Annotated in this window: 21 protein-coding genes, 1 tRNA gene and 1 pseudogene; 10 read left to right on the top strand and 13 right to left on the bottom strand. The window is 39.1% G+C overall.

The features are described 5' to 3' along the window. Positions 1–161 precede the first annotated feature (161 nt). The gene (locus FSB73_RS07320) at positions 162–845 is read left to right on the top strand and encodes a polysaccharide deacetylase family protein (protein WP_225974580.1); all 684 of its coding nucleotides are present in this window, start codon (positions 162–164) and stop codon (positions 843–845) included. 23 nt (positions 846–868) lie between these two features. Here the strand turns inward: FSB73_RS07320 and FSB73_RS07325 are convergent, their stop codons facing one another. From FSB73_RS07325 to FSB73_RS07345, 6 genes and pseudogenes are all read right to left on the bottom strand, one after another. Continuing rightward, positions 869–1630 carry a hypothetical protein gene (locus FSB73_RS07325; RefSeq protein ID WP_146780885.1) on the bottom strand — a complete coding sequence of 254 codons (762 nt, stop codon included), beginning with the start codon at positions 1628–1630 and terminating at the stop codon, positions 869–871. Continuing rightward, positions 1597–3396, bottom strand: coding sequence for a TonB-dependent receptor plug domain-containing protein (locus tag FSB73_RS07330; RefSeq protein ID WP_146780886.1), 1800 nt, complete (start codon positions 3394–3396; stop codon positions 1597–1599). The genes FSB73_RS07325 and FSB73_RS07330 overlap by 34 nt, the downstream gene beginning before the upstream one ends. Positions 3397–3884: 488 nt before the next feature. Then, the gene (locus FSB73_RS07335) at positions 3885–4238 is read right to left on the bottom strand and encodes an MFS transporter (RefSeq protein ID WP_146780887.1); all 354 of its coding nucleotides are present in this window, start codon (positions 4236–4238) and stop codon (positions 3885–3887) included. Further along, on the bottom strand, positions 4163–4858 hold the full coding sequence (locus FSB73_RS07340; protein WP_225974793.1) for an MFS transporter: 696 nt from the start codon (positions 4856–4858) through the stop codon (positions 4163–4165). The genes FSB73_RS07335 and FSB73_RS07340 overlap by 76 nt, the downstream gene beginning before the upstream one ends. Further along, the gene (locus FSB73_RS24405) at positions 4765–5208 is read right to left on the bottom strand and encodes an MFS transporter (protein WP_225974913.1); all 444 of its coding nucleotides are present in this window, start codon (positions 5206–5208) and stop codon (positions 4765–4767) included. The genes FSB73_RS07340 and FSB73_RS24405 overlap by 94 nt, the downstream gene beginning before the upstream one ends. A gap of 22 nt (positions 5209–5230) precedes the next feature. Beyond that, positions 5231–5859, bottom strand: a pseudogene (locus FSB73_RS07345) (deoxynucleoside kinase). A gap of 166 nt (positions 5860–6025) precedes the next feature. Between FSB73_RS07345 and FSB73_RS07350 the strand changes: the two are divergent. The 5 genes from FSB73_RS07350 (at position 6026) to FSB73_RS07370 (ending at position 10479) form a co-directional block, all read left to right on the top strand. Then, complete coding sequence (locus FSB73_RS07350) at positions 6026–6514, top strand: DUF983 domain-containing protein (RefSeq protein ID WP_146780889.1); 489 nt, start codon at positions 6026–6028, stop codon at positions 6512–6514. Between the two features lie 516 nt (positions 6515–7030). Next, positions 7031–8662 carry a hypothetical protein gene (locus FSB73_RS07355; protein ID WP_146780890.1) on the top strand — a complete coding sequence of 544 codons (1632 nt, stop codon included), beginning with the start codon at positions 7031–7033 and terminating at the stop codon, positions 8660–8662. 15 nt (positions 8663–8677) lie between these two features. Continuing rightward, positions 8678–9097, top strand: a complete 420-nt coding sequence (locus tag FSB73_RS07360) for a hypothetical protein (RefSeq protein WP_146780891.1) — start codon at positions 8678–8680, stop codon at positions 9095–9097. A 162-nt stretch (positions 9098–9259) separates the two neighbouring features. Continuing rightward, positions 9260–9673, top strand: a complete 414-nt coding sequence (locus tag FSB73_RS07365; RefSeq protein ID WP_146780892.1) for a hypothetical protein — start codon at positions 9260–9262, stop codon at positions 9671–9673. A 278-nt stretch (positions 9674–9951) separates the two neighbouring features. Further along, the gene (locus FSB73_RS07370) at positions 9952–10479 is read left to right on the top strand and encodes a hypothetical protein (RefSeq protein WP_146780893.1); all 528 of its coding nucleotides are present in this window, start codon (positions 9952–9954) and stop codon (positions 10477–10479) included. Between the two features lie 715 nt (positions 10480–11194). On the opposite strand, the gene FSB73_RS07375 is transcribed toward FSB73_RS07370, so the two are convergent. Together FSB73_RS07375 and FSB73_RS07380 are read right to left on the bottom strand one after the other, a co-directional pair. Next, a complete protein-coding gene (locus FSB73_RS07375; RefSeq protein WP_146780894.1) occupies positions 11195–12781 on the bottom strand; it encodes an FMN-binding glutamate synthase family protein in 1587 nt (528 codons plus the stop codon). A gap of 178 nt (positions 12782–12959) precedes the next feature. Next, entirely contained in the window at positions 12960–13568 is a 609-nt protein-coding gene (locus FSB73_RS07380) for an L-threonylcarbamoyladenylate synthase (protein WP_146780895.1), read from the bottom strand. 81 nt (positions 13569–13649) lie between these two features. Here FSB73_RS07380 and FSB73_RS07385 point away from each other — a divergent pair, with 81 nt between their 5' ends. After that, complete coding sequence (locus FSB73_RS07385; RefSeq protein ID WP_146780896.1) at positions 13650–14540, top strand: cupin-like domain-containing protein; 891 nt, start codon at positions 13650–13652, stop codon at positions 14538–14540. A 180-nt stretch (positions 14541–14720) separates the two neighbouring features. Here FSB73_RS07385 and FSB73_RS07390 read toward each other — a convergent pair whose 3' ends face one another. From FSB73_RS07390 to FSB73_RS24410, 3 genes are read right to left on the bottom strand one after another with little or no spacing between them, the layout of a single operon-like run. After that, positions 14721–15116 carry an MGMT family protein gene (locus FSB73_RS07390; protein WP_146780897.1) on the bottom strand — a complete coding sequence of 132 codons (396 nt, stop codon included), beginning with the start codon at positions 15114–15116 and terminating at the stop codon, positions 14721–14723. Between the two features lie 55 nt (positions 15117–15171). Beyond that, positions 15172–15738: a tRNA (guanosine(46)-N7)-methyltransferase TrmB gene (trmB, locus tag FSB73_RS07395; RefSeq protein WP_262712537.1), complete on the bottom strand. Its 567-nt coding sequence runs from the start codon at positions 15736–15738 to the stop codon at positions 15172–15174. Positions 15739–15749: 11 nt separating this feature from the next. Then, complete coding sequence (locus FSB73_RS24410; protein ID WP_225974914.1) at positions 15750–15905, bottom strand: hypothetical protein; 156 nt, start codon at positions 15903–15905, stop codon at positions 15750–15752. A gap of 62 nt (positions 15906–15967) precedes the next feature. Between FSB73_RS24410 and FSB73_RS07400 the strand changes: the two genes are divergently transcribed. From FSB73_RS07400 to FSB73_RS07410, 3 genes are all read left to right on the top strand, one after another. Further along, entirely contained in the window at positions 15968–16738 is a 771-nt protein-coding gene (locus tag FSB73_RS07400) for a TatD family hydrolase (RefSeq protein ID WP_146780898.1), read from the top strand. Positions 16739–17178: 440 nt separating this feature from the next. Next, a complete protein-coding gene (locus tag FSB73_RS07405) occupies positions 17179–17715 on the top strand; it encodes a DUF4168 domain-containing protein (protein ID WP_158639453.1) in 537 nt (178 codons plus the stop codon). Between the two features lie 408 nt (positions 17716–18123). Further along, positions 18124–18210, top strand: a tRNA-Ser gene (locus FSB73_RS07410). A 209-nt stretch (positions 18211–18419) separates the two neighbouring features. Here the strand turns inward: FSB73_RS07410 and FSB73_RS07415 are convergent. Continuing rightward, the gene (locus FSB73_RS07415) at positions 18420–19856 is read right to left on the bottom strand and encodes an AAA family ATPase (protein WP_146780900.1); all 1437 of its coding nucleotides are present in this window, start codon (positions 19854–19856) and stop codon (positions 18420–18422) included. A gap of 527 nt (positions 19857–20383) precedes the next feature. Continuing rightward, entirely contained in the window at positions 20384–21328 is a 945-nt protein-coding gene (locus FSB73_RS07420; protein ID WP_146780901.1) for a sugar phosphate isomerase/epimerase family protein, read from the bottom strand. Positions 21329–21804: the final 476 nt, after the last annotated feature.

Here is a 21804-nt window from a genome sequence, read left to right on the forward strand (position 1 = left end):
CCACTCCTCAGGTTTCCGAGGCTGATCCAGATGCAGTGATTGTTCTGGAAGTAGAATAAATAGCAAGCCGCTGATAATTAGCTTAATAACCTTATAGGCATGTCTGATAACACAGACATGCCTATTTTTTTCAATATGCCTCCTATTGCTTAATTTTACATTTGAGTTATCCAGATATCCCAACAATAAAACACCGAACCTTGTATCTGATCAAAACAAATTTCCTTTTTAAGCTAATATATCCTGGCAGGATCTGGAAATTACCCCCCACAACTGCACCAGATGGGAAAAAGGCCCTCTATCTCAGTTTTGATGATGGTCCGCATCCAGAGGCCACTGTCTTTGCCTTGGAAACCCTGAAAGCATTTAATGCCAAAGCCACCTTCTTTTGCCTTGGAAAGAACGTTAGAGATTATAAGGATATTTTTCAGCAAATATTAAATGAAGGGCACACAGTAGGCAATCACAGTTTTAATCACCTGAATGGCTGGAAAACAAAAACAAATGATTATCTAGCAGATATAAAGCTGGCCGGCACCCTGATAGACTCCCCTTTATTCAGACCGCCCTATGGCCGGATGAGTAAAAGCCAGCAAGCCGCGCTACAACAAACATCTCCTGAAACCCGTATTGTTATGTGGGATTTATTGAGCGGAGACTTTGACATAAATATCACCCCTGAAAAATGCTGGCATAACGTCCAGAAAAATACCCGTCCAGGTTCCATTATTGTCTTTCATGATAGTACCAAGGCTTTTGAAAGAATGCGATTTGCCTTACCGGCCACTTTGGAATATTTTTCCAGGCAGGGCTACGTATTTAAACCGATACCTATGGAAAAATAAGAAATTACCTTATTTATTCACGCTTACCAATCAACAGCGATCTTAAAATTCACTAACCTGGGTGTCAACCTATTAGGCAAGGCATACGTATCATTTTTAAAATCCTTGAGCAGCATGTAGCTGATTGTATTATCCCTGTTAATCAGGTTAAAGATTTCAAAACTGGCCCAAATATGTTGTACCCCTTTAAAAGGCGCATGCTTTTTACGAGGTTTACTGCCATCCAGTAGCAGTGCACTAAAGCCAATATCCATTCTAAGATAAGCCGGTATTTCCAGCGCATTGCGATAACGGGTACTGCCAGGGATATTAAAAGGCAGATTAGTGCCGTAAATGGTATTTAGATAAACTTTAAAGTTTTTATCAGTAGATAAATAATCCTGGAAGAACATACCAAAAGTAATCAAGCGGTCGGTTGGCCTTCTTAGCCAACCGACCTGGTGACTAGCTGAGTCCGTAGCTACTTTGTCTACAGATGAAGCTGTTATTAATTCACCGGATTGGTTATAATAGTTTTCATAACTAAGACCATCGATCTTTTCTTTTGTCTGCATGATCCCCAGGCTCAGCCAACTATCCGCCCCCTTCACAAATTGCGTAAATAGCCTGGTCTCCAGGCCGGCAACATACGCTTTGGCATTATTTTGACCGTAATATTGGATCCTTACATTATCAATATCATAAGGGATAACATCATATAAATGCTTATAATAGAGTTCCGAGGTAAGTCTGGCGGGCCTGTTAAATAATCTCATCTGATAATCCAGACCCAAAACACCCTGCATGCTTTTTGCGCTTTTATCCCTTTATTGAGCGAACCATCCATTGTCACCATTTCTCTATAAAACGCAGGCTGGGCATACATGCCTGCGGAAGCCTTAAAGACTACATCTCGTTTCCAACCACCAGGCTTGAAGGAAAAACCCGCCCTCGGAGAGATTAAAAATTCATCATTCAGATCATTGTAATTTGCCCGAACACCATATTGCAGCGTATATACACTAGTCTTGCCAAAATGAACATTATCCTGCAGATAACCACTGACCCTTTGTATATTAAACTTATCCCGACTGTTCATATAAGAACTTAAATCCAACTCCGATCCCCCTACCGGTAGACTATAGCCCGCCGAATCACTATAATTCCATTGATTGATCTTACTGTCTATCATCTGCCTTTGAAGTGCTGCGCCCCATTGCAAATAATGCGCCCCTCCCTTCCAGCTACCCTGGTGTTGCAAGCTAAAGACATTAATATGCAGATTGTTCCTGGCATAACTTTGATTCACACCCATGCCCAGCAAATTATCCGGGTCGTCCAATATATTGCCGTTTTCGTCCCGCTCACCAAATTCATACGCACCCACAATATCTTGACTTTGCTTTTCTTTATCTTGGTAATAACTGGCCATAACCTTTAATTCAGTATGGTCATTGGGTGTGATTACCCCGGTCAGCCCTGCAAACCCTGTACTGTAATAATCCCGCTCGCTTCCTTCAAAATCAATATTTACACCATAGTTTGCTACATAATAAGGAGAAAAGACACTTGCTGTGAGTTTTGTCTGTTCTGGATAGAACAAGAATTTTGTTTTATTATAATCCCCCAAGAACTCCATCCTGAAGGCAGGACTGAACCGATAGACAAATAATCCCTGGAGATCCGAGGAAGAAGGAATGTAGTTGCCAGCGGTAGCCTGACTTTTTACCACATTTCGGTTCGTCTTATTGCGTAAGCCCACCAAATAGGTAAATTTCTGATTGTCAGAGACGCCCTTCAGGCTTAAACTCTGCTCCAGTAGGCTCAGATAGGCAGATCCCCCGTTTTTTTCAGGTTGCTGATATTGAACATCCAGGACGGAACTCAGTTTATCCCCATATTTCGCCTGGAATCCTCCGGTATAAAACCGAACATTATCCGTAAGATCGGCATTGATAAAACTCAGGCCTTCTTGTTGGCCTGAACTTACCAGAAAGGGTCGATAAATCTCAAATCCATTCACATATACCAGATTCTCATCATAATTTCCGCCTCTAACCGAGTATTGAGAGGTAAGCTCATTATTGCTTCCCACAAAAGTCTTGAGCAGTCCTTCGATCCCTCCTACAGCAGAAGGATTCACCCTGGCCTGGCTGGCATCTACAGCAATCAGCCCAGTTTCTTCTCTTTTTTTATCTGCCGTTACCCTTACATCTTCCAAACCTTTTTGTTGTTCCACCAATATGATCGTATCCAGACCAGCTGTTTTCCCCTCCCGAAAAATCACTTTTTGGAATCCAGCAAGATTCATCCCTTTAAAGACCACCCGTACCGGCATTTTAACAGGAATCCGCAGGTGGAAAACACCATGACTATCCGTATTTGTACCCGTTGATTTATCCGCTAAGTGAACAAACACATTTTCCAGGGGTTCTTTTGATTTACTTAGAATAATCCCATCATAATCTGTAAAGGCCTTTTGAGCATATAAGCAGGTTCCATTTATAGAACCCAGCACCAAGGTGATAGAAAATATAAATAGATAAGTTAGCGGCGCTTTTGTTTTTATCACTTGAGCAGAATAATTTAGCTTAAATTAGGTAATAAATATTGGTGAATCACATTGATTCGTAGTTAATAACGCCCAGATGGACCTCAGTATTTTGCAGGGCACCTGCATATTTGAAATTCCTTGGCAATTACCAACATTTTAAGTAAATCTTGCTACTCAATTTTGTTATTTATAAAACTTAATTTACTTTAGCTGAGTCATTGCCCAAAGGGTAAAAGGGACTTGGCTTCGCAATTGTATTTTGCATCAATCGTATTGCCTTAAGATACGTTCCTCACTCATGAAGTGAGGTTTTTTATGTCCTTTTGTATTCTGCATCCCACTTTTTAAATCTATTTACCTCCATCTAAATAATAGCAACTGTTCATTTTACTTAAATTCTTATCCCGGATACCCTTATCTAACATATTTACTGAACCTGATTTACCTTTTAATAATAAACATATGCTAAATAGGCTAAATAGGTTACAATAATTTCTAATATCCTATTATGCATATTTTTTATAATCAAATAATCTAAGCTCTTTGGCTTTGGCAGCCGTCAGGCTGACGACGCCCAGCGTAAGGCACCCGCCAACAATAATTGCCCTGATCGTTCCCAGCCAGTGAGCCATAACACCACTTTCAAAATCGCCCAATTCATTGGAAGAGCTGACGAACATCGTATTGACCGCCGCAACTCGGCCCCGCATTTCATCTGGGGTTACCAATTGCAAAATTGTCCCTCGAACGACCACACTGACTGCATCAAACATCCCTGAGGCCACTAGGGCAATGGATGCCAGGTAGATATCCCTGGAGAGTCCAAAACAATAATAGACAGGCCGAATCCTGCACAACACCAAAGTAATTTTTTGCCTGGTTTGGTATTTAGGGGCAGATAAGCCAGTAAAATGAGTGTCAGGATGGAGCCAATACCCGGTGCAGCCCTTAAAAAACCATATTCTGTTTCTGTCATCCGGTGAATTTCTACAAAGGCCGGTAGCAAAGCCACCGCGCCTCCAAACAACACCGTAAACATATCCAACGCCTGGGCGCCCAAAAGTGCCGGCGTTTTCAAAATAAACTTTACGCCTAGAGACAAGCTTTGTAATATAGGCTCTTTCGCTTTTTTTAGGATTGGTTTGGCTTTTATTATACAAACAGGAATCAATAACAGGGCTTCTACCAGAAAAATCAGAAACATGGAACCCGTTACTCCTGGTATTGCTGTTACACTGCCGGATGCACGAACCATATCTATGGGACTTCCCGATAATATACCCATTACTGCGTTAATTGCCCCAAATGACAGCGGCCCGACCACTGAACCAATCTTGAAAGCCATTGAACTCCAGCTGGTGGCATTGGGGTAATGCTCTCTTGGGGTTAACTGTCCGAGCAGCGCAAAGGCAGAAGGACTGATAAACGCCCTAAGTACGCCTCCAAAAAAATCAGTGCGAAGATAAAATTCAGTGTCCAGTCCAGGCCTAAATGCTGTAAGGAAAAAGCAGTCGATAGATAGAATAATCCACCACCTAAACAGATATAGCCTATCAAACATATCAGCAGCATTTTTCTTTTCTCATGCAGATCTACAAAATGGCCAGAGAACATAGAAAATACAATAGCAGGAATGACCTCCGCCAGACCGATTAGTCCCATTTTAAGGTTACTGCCTGTTAAATGGTAGACCCAATAGTATATAGCTGTGGACTGTAAATTAAGTGCAAAATAAATCCCAAACCGAAAGAGCAGAAAACAAATAAATTCTTTGTTTTTTAGCACTGGGTTTTTCTCATAAAATCCGCCGGAGCCCATGTTTTTTGCCATATATTACGTATTGCGAGTGAAATTAAGGAAGATTAAGCCGATGTACGCCCTCAGAATAATCCTTATCCAAGGCATCTAAAATCACTTGTAAATGCCTTGCATCTTCTAAAAAATCGGCATTAGAGGCATCCACCATCAAAGTTATGCCCTTTCTTTGCTGAATATAACTCAGATAAGACTGCTGTATAGATTGCAGATAACTATCCGGTATTGCCTGTTCATAGGACCGGTTTCTTTTTTGAATATTTTGCTGCAGCTTTGCTACTGGCGCCTGCAAGTAGATCAGAATATCAGGAAAGACCAATTGTTGGTGAATAATATCAAAAAGCCTTTTATAGAGCTGATATTCCTGATCAGCCAGTGTAACTTTCGCAAACAACAGGCATTTGATAAACAGATAATCTGAGACAGTTGTCTGATGGAACATATCCGGTTCCAGCATGGCACTTAGCTGCTTGAAACGTTCAGCCATAAAAACAGTTCTAAAGGAAATCCATACCTGTCAGGATCAGCATAGAATTTAGGCAAAAAGGGATTATCTGAAAATTCCTCCAGAACCAGACGCGCATTTAATTGTTTGGCTAGTAGCGTGGATAAGGTGGTTTTCCCGGCACCTATATTGCCTTCTATCGTGATTAATCTATACTTCATGGATCAGTAGGCAAAAGTAAATGTTTATCAGGAAATTGTCGGCAATTGTTGTAAAGTGAACAAGTAGCCGTTTCTTAAAAAAGACAAAAATGTCTTTTTATTTTTTCTAAAACACGCAGGAAGCATATTATTTTGGTAATTTTGCAAAATAAAATCTAAAAGTACTATGGAAGCGGATCATCAACAACCAAACGAAGAAGAAAAAGCGCCCAATTACTTCGTCAGTGCAATACAGTGTAAATGCCCAAGATGCCGCCGAGGTGATCTTTTCGTGACTAAAAACCATTATGCCCTGAAAAACAGTAAATTCATGCGCATGAATGAAAAGTGCCCGGTATGTGGCCAGGCAACGGAATTAGAAGTAGGATTTTATTATGGCACCAGCTATGTAGCCTATGCTTTAACGGTAGCCTTTTCCGTAGCTACCTTTATAGCCTGGAAGGTATTTTTCGGAATTTCCTTTGATATTAATGATAATAATATATTTTGGTGGTTTGGTGTCAATGCCGTCTTATTGATCCTTTTTCAACCCTTCTTTATGCGCACAGCAAGAAGTTTCTGGTTAAGTTTCTATGTCAAATACAATAAAAACTGGCGTACGGAAAAACCTGAAGAATATGAGCGGTTAAATAAAGATTTCTCCAATGGCTGGTAAGCTCAGGGCTGAGGCTGTAAAAATAAGTGGCCAGTTATCCACTTAGGTGATTTAGGGTAGAAAATATTGTTATTTTTACCCATATGTATTGTTCTGTTTATGTATTTTATATTTCATTGCTGTAAAAAAGCGAATGCGAGGTACCGCATTCGCTTTTTTATGTGGTATAATTTTACACGCCCATGAGCGTGCCAATCAACATTACTATTACAATTAATATTTTTACTTGATTAGTTGCTTTTTTTGCGCAGAATATTCGGTGTTGGCAAAAGTGTAATCTATATCGAAGCCCAAATTTTTAAATGGGTAAAAATTTACGACGCTAACTATCTTGTTAACAAGAAAATTTTTATTAACTTCGTAATAGCTATAAATAAATGATTTACAGTAATACAATTACCCTTATTTGTTAATCAACATTCAACCAAGACCATGAAACTAAAAAACGGACTACTGCTGCTGATGTTATTTTTGTTTTTTATGCATGTCTCAATAAGGATGTTAGCTACTTAAAAAATGATCCATCTGAAAGAATTTCAGCAAAACAGTGGTTTAAAAAAAACGGCGGAAAATACAAGGATGGCGCAATGCTTATTCAGGGGGCCCAAAGGAGTTTTTATGGTTAAGTTGGATTGGTCAAAAGCTGAAAATGTGTCCTGGCATAATAAATCATTTCTAGATGTACCCTATTACTTAGATAATGGACAAAGGTATGTTCCAGGAGCGGATGGGAATGGGACCGCATCATTTAATTTGGTCATTCATTTGTATAAGAATGGAGATTACCGTGCTGCCATTAGAACAACCAGTTATGACGGCCTTTCTTACGAAACCAGTACCAAAGTTGTCCAATTCTACGAAATGCTAGATGGCAGGCCAATGAATATATGGTATAAGGATGCAAGAAGGCAGAAAATCGTTAGTGCCACACAAATTAATATCTCCAAGGAGGAATATCAATTAATAAAGCGAAAAATGAGTCATAGACTCCTCTCTTCAAAAGTACCAGGTAATTCTAGAACAAATTCATTCGCAGGATCAGTTGATGCTAATATGAATATACAGTCTGAAGCAGGTAGTGGGAGTAACACATATGATTCAGCCAATTGTACTATTACAGAAACAACGACCTATTACGATTGTTCTGGAAACGGAAATCCGGGCTCGGCAGGTGAAGGTGAATACGCTGATCCGGTCGTCGTAGCTGTTTGTCCATTTGTAACACATACAATTGTCTGTGTGGGTGAAACGCCAGGTAACACAGGTGGTGGTGGTGGACCAAGCACTGGTGGTTCAGGAACAAGCGGAGGATCGAATGGTGATAACAATGAAAGTCCTGATGATTGCAATGATGAAGCGCCACCACCGCCGCCACCACCGCCGTCAGTAAATCCAGACGGCACGACGGCACCGCCATATGAGTCGCCGACCCCATGTGAGTTATTTCTACCAGAGGAACCTCCCAAACCTGATCCATGTGCAACCGCAAAAGCACAAATTGCAGAAAAGCGAACAAAATTAAAAGCATTTATTGATGGCCTAAAAGCAGTTAAAGAAGCAGCAGCAATTGACGGAAAAGAGCACAGCATTGCTATTAATCAAAATACAGATGGAACGATTACGGTAACACCAGTTAGCCAAGGGGCAGATTTCTCCGTAAACTCAAATTTGGGTAGCAAATCAATCGCTAACCTTCATAATCATCCGAATACATCACCACCATCTGCAGGTGATGTATATTCCTTCATTCAAAACAATAGTATGCTTCCAAATTATACAACCAAATTTGTGGTCACCCAAGACGGATCAATATACGCCTTGATAATCACCAATCAATTAGCAGCTCAAGACTTTTCAGCCAAATATCCTAAATCCATATTACCAGGATCACCCCCTGAATTTACTGAAGTTGAAATTGACGGGGTCCGTCTGTTTGATGAATATCAATTTAGTCGCGAATTTTTTAGAGGAGAAGATTTCACAAACACTGAAGCAAATGAAGGAGCTCTCGCCTATATTCTGGATTCTTTTAATGCAGGTATAGCCCTATTAAAGATGAACGATGATGGCTCTTTCTCAAAAATTAATACAAAAAAGACAGGTGGTGAAGGACCTAATTCCACTTTTGTTAAAAATAAATGTCAATAATATAAAATAAATCAAATGAAAAACTCAATTCAAGCATTAACTGTTTTATTGATTCTATTAGTTTCATGTACAGGACGGGCACAAATGGTTAAGTCTGTAGACGAAATTGATAAACTGGACAGCAATAAATCCTACTTTATTGGCAAAAGTATCAAGCATTTGCTAAGCGAAATAAAGCCTGAAATAAAAATGGCAAAGTTTGTTCCAGGAACACCAGGCATTAATAGAAGCTCAATTACACTTTTTTTCATTCCAGTTAACAAATATAAACAGTATGCAAAAGACCATAAACATGAACCGTCCTACTTTAGGGTCACGGTCAAAGAGAATGATTTTGAGTATAATTGGAAAGGGCTGGAATGGACACCAGAAATGGAGAAAAAATTCGGCTGCTATATTGTACAAGGCATATTCGTCGCTAAGGGTAGAAAATAAGCAATCAAGATAATAGGATCTTAAAGCAAATTAACCTTTATGGGAAATTTTCCGTTTTGGCTAAAACATTATAAACTATTTACTTGTCGACATAGCAAATTCAACTACACTGAGAGATGAAGAATATAAGTCAAAAGTCGAATTAAGTTATGGTTGCACCCAATGAACGACGATGACACTTTCTCAAAAATTAAAATTAATACAAAAAAGACAGGAAGGAAGGACATAATTCAACTTTTGTTAAAAACAAATGCCGCCAATAAAATAAATCAAATGAAAAGTTCAATTCAAACATTAACCATTTTATTGATTCTATTAGTTTCATGCACAGGACGGGCACAAATGGTTAAGTCATTAGATGAAATTGATAAACTGGACAGCAATAAATCCTACTTTATTGGTAAAAGTATTAAGTATTTGCTAAGCGAAATTAACCCTGAGATAAAGATGGCTAAGTTTGTGCCAGGAACACCAGGCATTTCTACAAGTTCAATTACACTTTTTTTATACCAGTTAACAAATATAAACAGTATGCAAAAGAACATAAACAAGAACCATCTTATATTAGAGTCATAGTCAAAGAGAATGATTTTGAGTTTAATTGGAATGGATTAGAATGGACACCGGAGATGGCGAAAAAATATGGCAGTTATATCGTACACGGCGTAAGAGTCTTTAAGGGAGAAAAATAAGCAATCAAGAATATAGGATCTTAATGTAATTTAATCTTTATGGGAAATTGCCCGTTTTGGCTAAAACATTATAAACTATCTACTTGTCGACATGGCAAATTCAACTACACCGGGAGATGATTAATATAAATCAAAAGTCGAATTAAGTTATGGTTGCACCCGATGAACGACGATGGCACTTTCTCAAAAATTATAATTAATATAAAAAAGACAGGAAGGAAGGACTTAATTCAACTTTTGTTAAAAACAAATGCCAGTAAAATAAATCAAATGAAAAGTTCAATTCAAGCTTTAACCATTTTATTGACTCTATTAGTTTCATGTACAGGACGGGCACAAATGGTTAAGTCTGTAGACGAAATTGATAAACTGGACAGCAATAAATCTTACTTTATTGGTAAAAGTATCAAGCATTTGCTAAGCGAAATTAAGCCTGAGATAAAGATGGCTAAGTTTGTGCCAAAGGGTTCGGCTTCTAATAGAAGCACAATTACATTTTTTTTCATTCAAGTTGATAAATTTAAACAGTATGAAAAAACCCATAAACAACCACCATCCTATATTAGAGTCACAATCAAAGAGGAGGAGTTTGAATTTAATTGGAATGGATTAGAATGGACACCGGAAATGGCGAGAAAATACGGCAGCTATATTGTACATGGCATAAGAGTCTTTAAGGGTGAAAAATAAGCAATCAAGATTAAAGGATCTTAATGCAATTTAATCTTTATGGAAAATTTTCCTTTTTAAATTAAACAATATAAACAAATTATTTGTCGACCCAATAAATTCAATTACTATGGTAGATGATAATTATTACCCAAAAGTTGAATTCATTCATGGATGCCCCAGGCACTTAACGACCTAAGTGATCCGTGATTTGGTCTGGTATTGTTATTGTAAAGATTATCCAACAAAATATTGCATCATCATGGTTCTCAACTAGCGGGTGGATAAGAAAACAGCTAAGGAAGACACCATTCCAGCGCTATTATAGCATATTATAGTAGTAGTAGAAAAAAACCAGCATAGAACTGTTTAATGTCCATAACAGAAGCTACGCTGGGGTTTTAAAATAATTTATGCTGGACGGTTGAGGTAGCATCCAGGAAAGACAAGTGCCAAAATAGAGCAGGCAAACCGTGCCAAACTTTTTCTCTGATGACCAATGTCACTCTGATCCTAATTAAAAGCCACCGCCCAGCGGAAAATGAAAGCGGTGGCACTCGGATTAATGCCAAGCGGAAAAGAAATATGGCGGTTTGGTAAAACGACCACCTTCTGGAAATTATACTAGGCGCATAAATTTTAATGTCTCAGCTCTTTTGGTAAGATACACTTTTAAATACCAGTATGCATAAAAACCCGTTTATTCTAATTCCCTATAATTTCAGCCACACAGCTTCTATGCCCAACTATCCATATGGGCATTTTTAAAATCAGCCACATATTTTTCCGGGATTTCTCCTCTCAGCATAGACCCTTTGGGCACCAGCGGGTAAATTTCTGCAAAAGAGCGCATTTCATTTAAGAAGACTCGTCTGTATATATGTGAGCGGGTTAATTGCTTGTAATGATCAATACCACAAGCTCCAATTAATTCTACAAAAGTCTTCAACATGCTTTTGTGGTAGTTGGCGACCCTGTATTTCTTATCATTTACATCCAGACCGACCACGAGTGCCGGATCCTGCGTCGCCACACCTGTCGGGCATTTATTGGTATTGCAAAGTAGCGCCTGAATACAACCAAGGGCCATCATCATTGCACGGGCAGAATTACAAGCATCTGCTCCCAGGGCGATTGCCCTAACAATATGAAACCCTGAAAGAACTTTGCCAGAAGCGATCAGCTTAATGTGGTGCCTGATATCCAGACCGGTCAGTATATTATCTACAAAAGCCAGTCCGTCTAGTAAAGGTACACCGACATAATTGGAGAATTCCTGAGGCGCCGCACCGGTTCCGCCTTCGGCTCCATCCACCGTAATAAAGTCCGGATATATATCCAGCTCAATCATTGCCTTGCATACAGCTATAAATTCACTTTTACGACCGATACATAACTTAAAGCCTACAGGTTTCCCACCGGACAGGTCTCTGAGTTCCTTTAAGAAAAGAACCATTTCCCGAGGTGTATTAAAAGCAGAGTGAAAAGGTGGGGAAGCAACGACCGTTCCAGGAGTAATATGCCTGATTTTCGCAATCTCCGGCGTATTTTTAGAGGCGGGTAATATACCTCCATGTCCAGGTTTTGCTCCTTGGGATACCTTAAGTTCGATCATTTTAACCGTCTCGTATTTAGATTTCTCTGCATACAATTCTCTGGAAAAAGTGCCATCATCATTACGACAGCCAAAATAGCCTGTTCCGATTTGCCAGATCAGATCTCCGCCATGTTTAAGATGGAAAGGACTGATGCCGCCTTCACCAGTATTATGGGCAAACCCTCCGATTTTAGCACCACCGTTGAGCGCCTCAATTGCATTGGAGCTAAGTGAGCCATAACTCATGGCAGAAACATTAAAGATACTGCCATTATAAGGTTGCAGGCAATCTTTATTGCCGAAGGTTACTCTGGGGCTCGTATCCAATTTATTAAAGTCTTTGGGGGAGATAGAATGCATGATCCACTCATAACCTTCTGCATAGACATCCAACTGTGTACCAAATGGCATCGTATCTGTTTCCAGTTTAGCCCTTTGATAAATACTGGACCGGTCAATACGGTTGATGGGTTTGCCATCAGTATCAGATTCCACAAAGTATTGATAGATTTTTGGACGGATATCCTCCATCCAATAACGTAACCGACCCACCAAGGGAAAGGTTCGCATAATGGAATGACGCTTTTGCGTCATATCATAATAGCCTTGAATCGTCAGTAAAACAAAGATTCCAAATAAAACCCACCACCAGTGATTCACAAATAAAGAAAGTGCCAAAGCAATGATCAGCGCAATGACAGAACCTATCACAAATATTTTACGCATGTCGATTTTGATAATTTAAAGCGCTAAATTACACCTTTTTATAGCATCTGGCCTATAAAAACAAAAGATCGTTAGTTTTTAACCAAGCCTTAGTATTCTTAAATTGATTTTAAACCCTTTGGGCTACAGACAAAAGTTCGGCTGATAATACGTGGCCTCGAAACATTTGAAGCGATTTTTATTCCTCCAACTGACCCGCACCCTGGCGCAGGACTTCATAGGGTTCCACCGTACAATCCACTACAGTAGATGGAACCATACTGCCAATTCCACCATCTATAATAATATCAACCAAATCTTTAAAATTTTCATTCATTTCTTCTGGATCGGTATATTCTTCCACCATATCTCCCGGTAGGGAGGTTGACAAAATTGGACCTCCCAGTTCAGCCAGTAGGGTTTGGCAGACGATATTATCCGGCACACGTAAACCAATTGTATTTTTTTTGGTCTGAAGGATTTTAGGAACTTCCTTACTGGCCGGCAATATAAAAGTAAAAGGACCAGGCAGATGACTTTTGAGTATCCTGTAAAGTGGCGTAGATATTGATTTTGTGAATTTACTTAAGTCACTCAGGTCTTTGCAGATAAAACTCATCTGATTTTTATTGACCTTTGTTTGTTTGATGCGCGCAATCCGCTCTACGGCCTTATGTTGATAAATATCACAGCCCAGACCGTAGATTGTGTCCGTCGGGTATATGACAACGCCCCCATCACGCAGACACTCAGTGACGATTTTAACATTTCTTGGATTCGGATTATCTGGATGTAATTCTAAAAACATATCTAAAAATACATCATTTTTTAATTTTAGCGGCCAGATATTTGAGAATAGGATTATTTTTGACCATTAAAAAGATACGAAATGCGGTTAAAAAGCATAGACACCGTGGCCAGTATCAGCCCGGAAGATTTTAAAAAGTATTTCTATAATACCAGAACGCCCCTCGTCATTAAAGACCTGGCTAAATCCTGGCCTGCCTATCAGAAGTGGAACTGGGATTATTTTAAAGAAAAAGTAGGCCAAAAGGAAGTAGGCATATATAATAATATAAAAAGTGACGCCTATACCCCGATTAATAAGGCGGATGACTATGTCAAATTTGGCGAATATATTGACATGATCCGTAAGGGGCCGGCTGAATGGCGTATTTTTTTATTTAATATCTTCAGCCATGCCCCTGAACTGGCCAGGGATTTTAACTGGCCTACCCATCTAATGAAAGGGTTTGTGAAAAGGGCGCCTATGTTATTTACAGGCGGACAAGGAGCTGTTACCCATATGCATTTTGACATTGACCTAAGTCATATTGTACACACACAGTTTATCGGCAGAAAAAGAGTGCTTTTATTTCCTTATGAGCAGCAGCACCTGCTTTATCGGAAACCCTTTGAAGTATTAAGTCTGGCTGATTACTCCCACTATTACGATCCCGAAAAAAGCAAATTGGATTTTCAGAAATTCCCCGCCTTGCAATATGCGGAGGGCTATGATCTGACCTTAGAGCATGGCGATACTTTATTTATGCCCGCAGGTTACTGGCATCATATGGAATACCTGGATAGTGGATTTGCCATGAGCCTTCGAGCCCTAAACAATGCCTTCTCTGGGAAGCTAAAAGGCGTCTGGAATATTGTGGGTATGCGTAATATTGACACCCTGATGAAAAAAATTCGTCCCCACCAGTGGTATGACTGGAAACAAAAACAAATTTTTGAACAATCAGAAAAGGAAATCCTGACCAAAGTAAGTTAATGTGGATAAGTAGCGCCAATACCCTCCTCGTTAAATCCGGCACTTGGTAGCACCTAAAAGCACAAAACGAAGCCGGGATTACACTAATTCCCCAATTTTAAAATAGACCAGGGTAGTCAGGAAATCCCGACTACCCTGGTCTATTTTAAATAATGCCACGATTTTGTTTGTACGTATTAATCAAAGCGCAAGTTCTATGGCCGGATCCCAGAATACTTGCTTGAAATTACACACCTGATGATCTTCGACTTTAACACCTTCCTTTTCCAAAAGTAATTGCATCCTTTCCGGAGGAGAGAAATGTGCCCTGCCCGAAAGGAGTCCATTACGGTTCACTACCCGGTGCGCAGGTACTGGCTGCCCAGACTGAGTATGGGCACCGCTCATAGCCCACCCTACCATCCTGGCTGAGGATTTTGCCCCCAGATAGGCTGCTATTGCCCCAAAAGAGGTGACACGTCCCTTTGGAATTTGTCTCGCGACATCCCAGACATCTTCAAAAAAATTGTGTTGTTTACCCTCAGACCCAGCAGTAGCGCCAGAAATAGGTAACTGTGTCTTGTTTTTCTTTTTCATAGCCAGAGAATTTGACCTTCTTGCCCTTTTAGCATTTTACATCACGTTTCACCATTTACTGCCTGAGTTTATCGGCCTTCTCATCCGCCTGCTTTTCTACTGCATCAAACAGCGCTCTAAGTACCTTATCCTTATCTAAAGGTAGCGGTTTATCCAATTGAAAGCAGAGATAATGTACTTTTTGCACTCCGGCTATATCCAGGCCCTCATAATGGGTTTTAATGGACAGGATCTCATTTGCTTTACCAAGCCCATAAATATCATCATAATCAGTGATAAGCATCAGTTCATATAATTCAATCACCGCTTTTGTAAAATTGTACAAATCCGGACTATCCGTTTTAAGGTGTACCCGACCCTTTTGAGCTAAAAATTGCTGATATAATCTTAGAAATCTTGGATGGGTCAGCCTTTTTTTCATTTTGGAGCTCCTCAGTTGTGGATCGGGGAAAGTGATCCAGATATCACTGATTTCATCTGGAGCAAAATAATTGGCCACTTGCTCAATCTGGGAACGAATAAAAGCAACGTTTTTGAGCCCTTCTTCCAGGGCTGTTTTTGCCCCTTTCCAGATGCGGTTACCCTTAATATCCATACCAATAAAGTTCCCTTCAGGATACATTCTGGCCAGTCCTACTGTATATTCCCCCTTCCGCAGCCTAGTTCCAGGGTAATAGGGTGCTGATTCCCAAAAAATGCATTCCATTTACCCGGCATATTGGGCGGATACTGCAATACATTGGAAAATGCCTTGATAGCCTCAAAACGCTCTAATTTATGTTTTCCCATGGGTGCAAAGGTAAAAAAGCCGCCAATAATCCCATTAAATTGTTTCGGCTTAATTTTGCATTATGCAATTAATAGATACACACACGCACCTTTATTCTGAAGAGTTTAAAAACGACCTTCCAGAAGTTATGCAACGGGCTGACAAAGCCAGCATTAAACAATTTTACCTCCCCGCAATAGATAGCAGCACTCATGAAGCGATGATAGCCTTGGAAGTAGCTTACCCTGACAGTTGCCACGCGATGATGGGACTGCACCCTTGCAGTGTGAAAGAGGACTTTCAAAAAGAACTCAATATCATCAAAGACTGGCTGGACAAAAGACCATTTGTAGCTATTGGTGAAATCGGACTGGACTTTTATTGGGATAAAACCCATATCGAGCAGCAATACGAAGCCTTTAAGATTCAGATGGAGTGGGCGCTGGAAAGAGATTTACCAATTGCCATCCATGCCAGGGAGTCCCTGGATGAATGTATCGCCACCGTCAAACCCTTTTCTAAGAGAGGGCTTAAAGGCATTTTTCACTGTTTTGGTGGTACTACTGAGCAAGCAAAGGCGATCATAGATCTGAATTTTTACCTGGGAATAGGTGGGGTTTTCACCTTTAAAAAGGCCAATATGCCAGAAGTATTAAAAGATATCTCCCTGAATCATATTGTTTTAGAGACTGATGCGCCTTATTTAGCCCCTGTACCTTACCGAGGAAAAAGAAATGAATCCGCCTATTTGCTCTATGTTGCCGAGGCGCTGGCAAATTCAAAAGAAATTTCGCTGGAAGAACTGGCCAACATTACCACTGGCAATGCTAAAAAGATCTTTAAAGCCCAGTAATAAATGCTTTACAGATTAGCCATTTCTTAAAAACCCTTTTCTTAAAAAATAGATTCGACAGCATCGGCCCCATTAATTGCGGCAATGGCCGGTGCTAATCTATAGTATTGATTTTAAGTAGGCAGTTAAGATGGCAAGCACTAAATTCACTGTGATGATAGATCGAATGCGCCCAATTAAAATATAATCAATCGCTCCATTTAAATTAAACCAATTGATAATAGCAATACCCTTCTGACTGCATTAATCAGGCAATTATTAGCTGATTAAATCAGCTAATAATTGCTATTAACAACGAATTTGTTCTTTCTTACAGAAGCTCTAACAGTATAATGCCATGTTAGGCGCATTTATTGGTAGGTTTGATATTAGAAACGATTATTACTCAATTGAATAATCAAATAAAAACCTTTATGAAATACACTATGAATTTAAAATTAATGATGAAAAAATGTGCGGTCGCTTCTGCACTGGGATTTTTTTTGTACGCGTTCGGTGGTACAACCACTGCAACGGCTCAAAATACAGTTCCACAACAACCCCAACAGCAGCCGGTCAAAACAGACTATTCGGATAGTATGCTTAAAGCCTTTCTGGATGTAAACATAAAACTTCAGCCCCTACAGCAAACAGCACAGCAACATATTGTAAAATCAATCGAATCCTCTGGCATTACTATTGACCGCTTTAGGGAAATTGCACAAGCGCAGCAAGAAGGTAAACAACAAACCTTATCGGCAAAAGACAGTACAGCCTTCAATAAAGCAGCGGAACAGGTAATGAAGGAAAAAGAAGCAGTAGATTCTCAGATGGCCAACATTATCCAAAAGGAAGGAATGGATCTTCAAACATTTCAGGGAATCGCCATGGCTTATCAACAAAGCCCTGAAATCCAAGAAAAATTAAATAAAATGATTAGCGCAAAACAACAAAATGTGGATTCCACCGCTGAGCAACCAGCCTCACCCACTAAATAATAAATAAATCTACAAGCCCATAAAATAGGTATTAGCTGAAAAAGTCGTTTTATTAAAAGCCGGCTAATCTAAAAAGACAAAGACCAGTATTCCGTGAATAAAGTTAACCGGAATGCTGGTCTTTAATTTTTCTTAGCCAAGCCAAAAATGACAATAAGCTACCAATAATAACTACAAAATTGATTTACAATCACTTATGCATAAACTCCCTTAATTGGAATTTATTTACTTCTCGGGAAAAATTGAAAAGAGGCCGACTATCGGCAAATACTGCCTAGATAGTTGCAAAAACAAAAGTATTCACCATAGTCAGCCAGAATGACTACAGATAGGTAAGGGAAGATATTTAAAGCAAAAATGTTAGTAATTTATCCAGAAGCCCTTATATTTGCACTCCCAAAGGAAAAAGGAGACGTGTCCGAGTGGTTGAAGGAGCACGCCTGGAAAGTGTGTATACGGGAAACTGTATCGAGAGTTCGAATCTCTCCGTCTCCGCTGAGCGGGTCTTCATTAAGAAGACCCGCTTTTTTTCAACCACCAGCAACCAGACGAGTCTAATCCCCAGCTCCCACAAGAAAGTACAATTGCTTTTCACGCTGGCTAAATGCAATTATGGTTGAACTTGTTGAATAAGCCAACAATAGAGCATCGATGCTGACCGGCTTTGAAAAAGCAATTATTCTGAGCATATAAAATTTGTGGCACTATTTAAAAAGATCCTCCATTACAACCTCTGAAGTAATGCGCCCTGTATAATTTATGTTCAGCTTAGTCCCAAAAGTAGTAATCATTGTAGGGAAAATCGTCTTCTTGGTTCCAGTTTGGTCCTTAAATATTTGAATTTCCCTATCTATCTCACCAGCATAGTCCTTATCTATTGTAAATTCATTTTTGGAAAACTTGATTTCACAAACATTGATACTGTGATCCTTACGATCCAGTAATAAATCAATCTGCGCACCTGTTTCACCTTGCTTCGCAACATATCTCCAAGTAGACTCTTCCGTATAAATTCCAGAAATACCCAAGGCCTGTTTAATTTGTGCTACATGCTTTTGACAAATCGCCTCGAAAACAAAGCCACACCAACTAACGTAGGATTGACTTTCAGCAATTTTATGCCACGTTTCCCTACCTGTCGCTCTTCGTCCCTGAACGAATCGCAAATAGAAGATGCTATATTCATCCGTTAATTTATAAATACCAACTCTATTTGCCTTCCCAAAAGGAAGGTAGTAAGTTATAAATCCAGACTCTTCAAGTTCATCAAATATTTGTGTTGTTGTACCACCCGTTGTAAAATTTAACTTTGAAATAAGTTCCGACCTGCTCATTCCTATTTGTTTTTTTGACAACTCCTTTACAATAGCTTCATGTTTGCCAGCATTATTAAACAAAGACTGATATAAAACTTCAAATTCCTTTCTAAGTGCGCCGTCCTTCTCAAAAAACAAATGATCAATAATCTGATTTGAACTTTGCCCAATTTCTATTTTTTTTAAATAATGAGGGATTCCACCTAAAGCCATATATATTTTTAATAACTGCATTGGGTCAAGAATGATTCCTCGACTTATAAGGTATTGCTGTGTTTCTTTTAAATTAAAAGGATACAATCTAATCGTTTGGCTTACTCTATTATGCAGGCCACCTCTATCATAAAGAACATTTCTAATCATCCAGGATGCAGCTGATCCACATATTATAACTTTCAAAGTAGATTTACGAGAAGCCCACGTGTTCCACCAGTGCGCAAAAGCCGACAAAAACCCAGATTTTGGTGTATGAATCCAGGGAAATTCATCAAACAGAATAACCTTCGGCTCGCCATTTAAATTCTCTTCAAGAAACCGACTCAGTATTATAAATGCGTCATGCCAGCTATTAGGTGGTGCAATGGGTACCGATAGTTTCATCGCCATTTGCAATGCAGCACTAAAATTTGACAACTGAGTCTTTAAATTCTTGCCAGAAGCGCCTGCAAATTGAAATAAAAGTTCCTTTTCAAAATAATTACGTATCAAAAATGTCTTACCAATTCTGGGACGCCCAACAATTGCGACTAATTCAGCCTCTTTTGATTCTAGCACCTCTCTAAGGATTTTCTTCTCTGCCTCTCGGCCTATAATAGTTTCAGACATCAAAAGATGCATTTAAATTGCCAAAACTGTCCCCGAATTTACCTCGTAAAAAGTTATGGACAATTATAAACACCTATATTCGTCCATAACTAGAAAAAATACAGACTTATGGACAATTATAATTACTTATAATTGTCCATAACTACAAATATTTACCACTTATGGACAAATATACAACTCTATAAACGTCCATAACTACAAAAAAATATCATTTATGGACAAATATGCCTCGATAAGCGTTCATAACTTAAAAATCTAATAGCAAGTTACAACAAACTAATATATTGTTAATATTCAAACGATTCAATGGTCATCAGATCCATGGCCAACAACATTATTTTAGCTTCTCTATGGTGATTCTGCCTAAACGCAACCTCAAATTAATCCATTACAAAGATGCCATAACAAGTTACAACCCACCACAATCATTTACCAGACGAATGGCATTTTGAATTCCACACCTCAGTAAACGACTCTAAATTGTCAAAAAAATTTCATGATATATCTGCCCGTTTAGGACAACAAAATCACTTCAATGCGTTTTCTGCATACGCTAGGCATTTTTTCACCTCTTGAACCGGACTTGAACCAGCAGGGATATTATATTCCAATTCAATTGTAGCTGGGAATTTATATTTATTTTGCCTAATCAAATTAAGAATTTCTTTAATAGGGGTATCACCTTGCCCCCAAGGCACATTTTGTCCACCATCTGCCTTAGTTTTACGGTCTTTGATATGAAGCGATGTAATGCGATCGTGCTTATTTTTAATCAATGCTAATAAGCTTTCAGGTGTATTTCCATTGCCTGAGGCAATATAATGCCCACAATCAAGATTCATAGTATTATACTGAGATTGGCTTAATGCGGTATCCCAAGCAGTATCGGTTGCCTGCGTATGTGCATGATAACCGATATACAGCTTATGCTTCTCCCCGAATTTACCCAGTCTGGCTGACTGCGCAGCATCGCCTGGTAATTCAACTGTTACGACATCCGACCCAAGCGCTCTAGTTGCATTCATAGCATAATCAATCTCCGCATCTGTATTATGCTTATTGAGCGCATCTGGTTTAAAAGCATAAATTGTTACTCCAGCGCGGTTAAACATTTTACGAACCTCCTTAAACTTATCCATACTTACAGTAGCACGCCACTCTGCCACCTTGGAACGATCAGCAGGCTTCCCTGCATAATCTTCTACAGCGTCCCCCATTAATTCAATCGCATTAATACCACTTTCAACTACGTATTGCAGAATTTGCTTTATGTCACCCGGCATATCGCGATAGGAATACGTTATTACCCCTATTTGAACTCCATGAAATTTGGAATTAGGGCGATGTGGTAGTGTAAGAGATCTGGCAAAACCATATTTACCTGCAGCAATAACTGCCATAGAAGCAAAAAGACTTTTCTTTAAGAATTCCCGGCGGAGCAATGTATCCGGCCCATCATTTTGAATAGACATCAGTTTTAAGATTTTGACAATGAGATAATAATAGCATAACAAATATAATCAAAAAATGCAATTCATCTCTAAATTTACAACCCAGATCCTGGTAATAAGTCCGACAAAATCATTTAATACACCCCTGCGAAGATTTGGCAATATTTAAAAAAAACCAGTCAAAACAACCAAGAAACGGGTAGTTTATACCTAATAATCCGGTAAGCCTATATTAAATTTAAAATTCAAATCATTTCAGAAAAATGGGTTTTTACTTTAAACAGAATTAATTAAATCTCCATTTAATTCTCCATGAAATTTTTGGAATTTAACTAATTACTACCTTCCCCTTGTAAACCATATAAAATATACATTCAATTAGAAAAAAATGCGATAAAATTCAATACCACTCAACTTCCTGTTACTTTATAAGTAGTATAATTTCTTCAGTGCATGTCCAGTTTAATTGAAGAAGTAAGGACATCCAAATACTTATA

The sequence above is a fragment of the Arachidicoccus ginsenosidivorans genome, assembly GCF_007971385.1.
Lineage (GTDB): Bacteria > Bacteroidota > Bacteroidia > Chitinophagales > Chitinophagaceae > Arachidicoccus > Arachidicoccus ginsenosidivorans.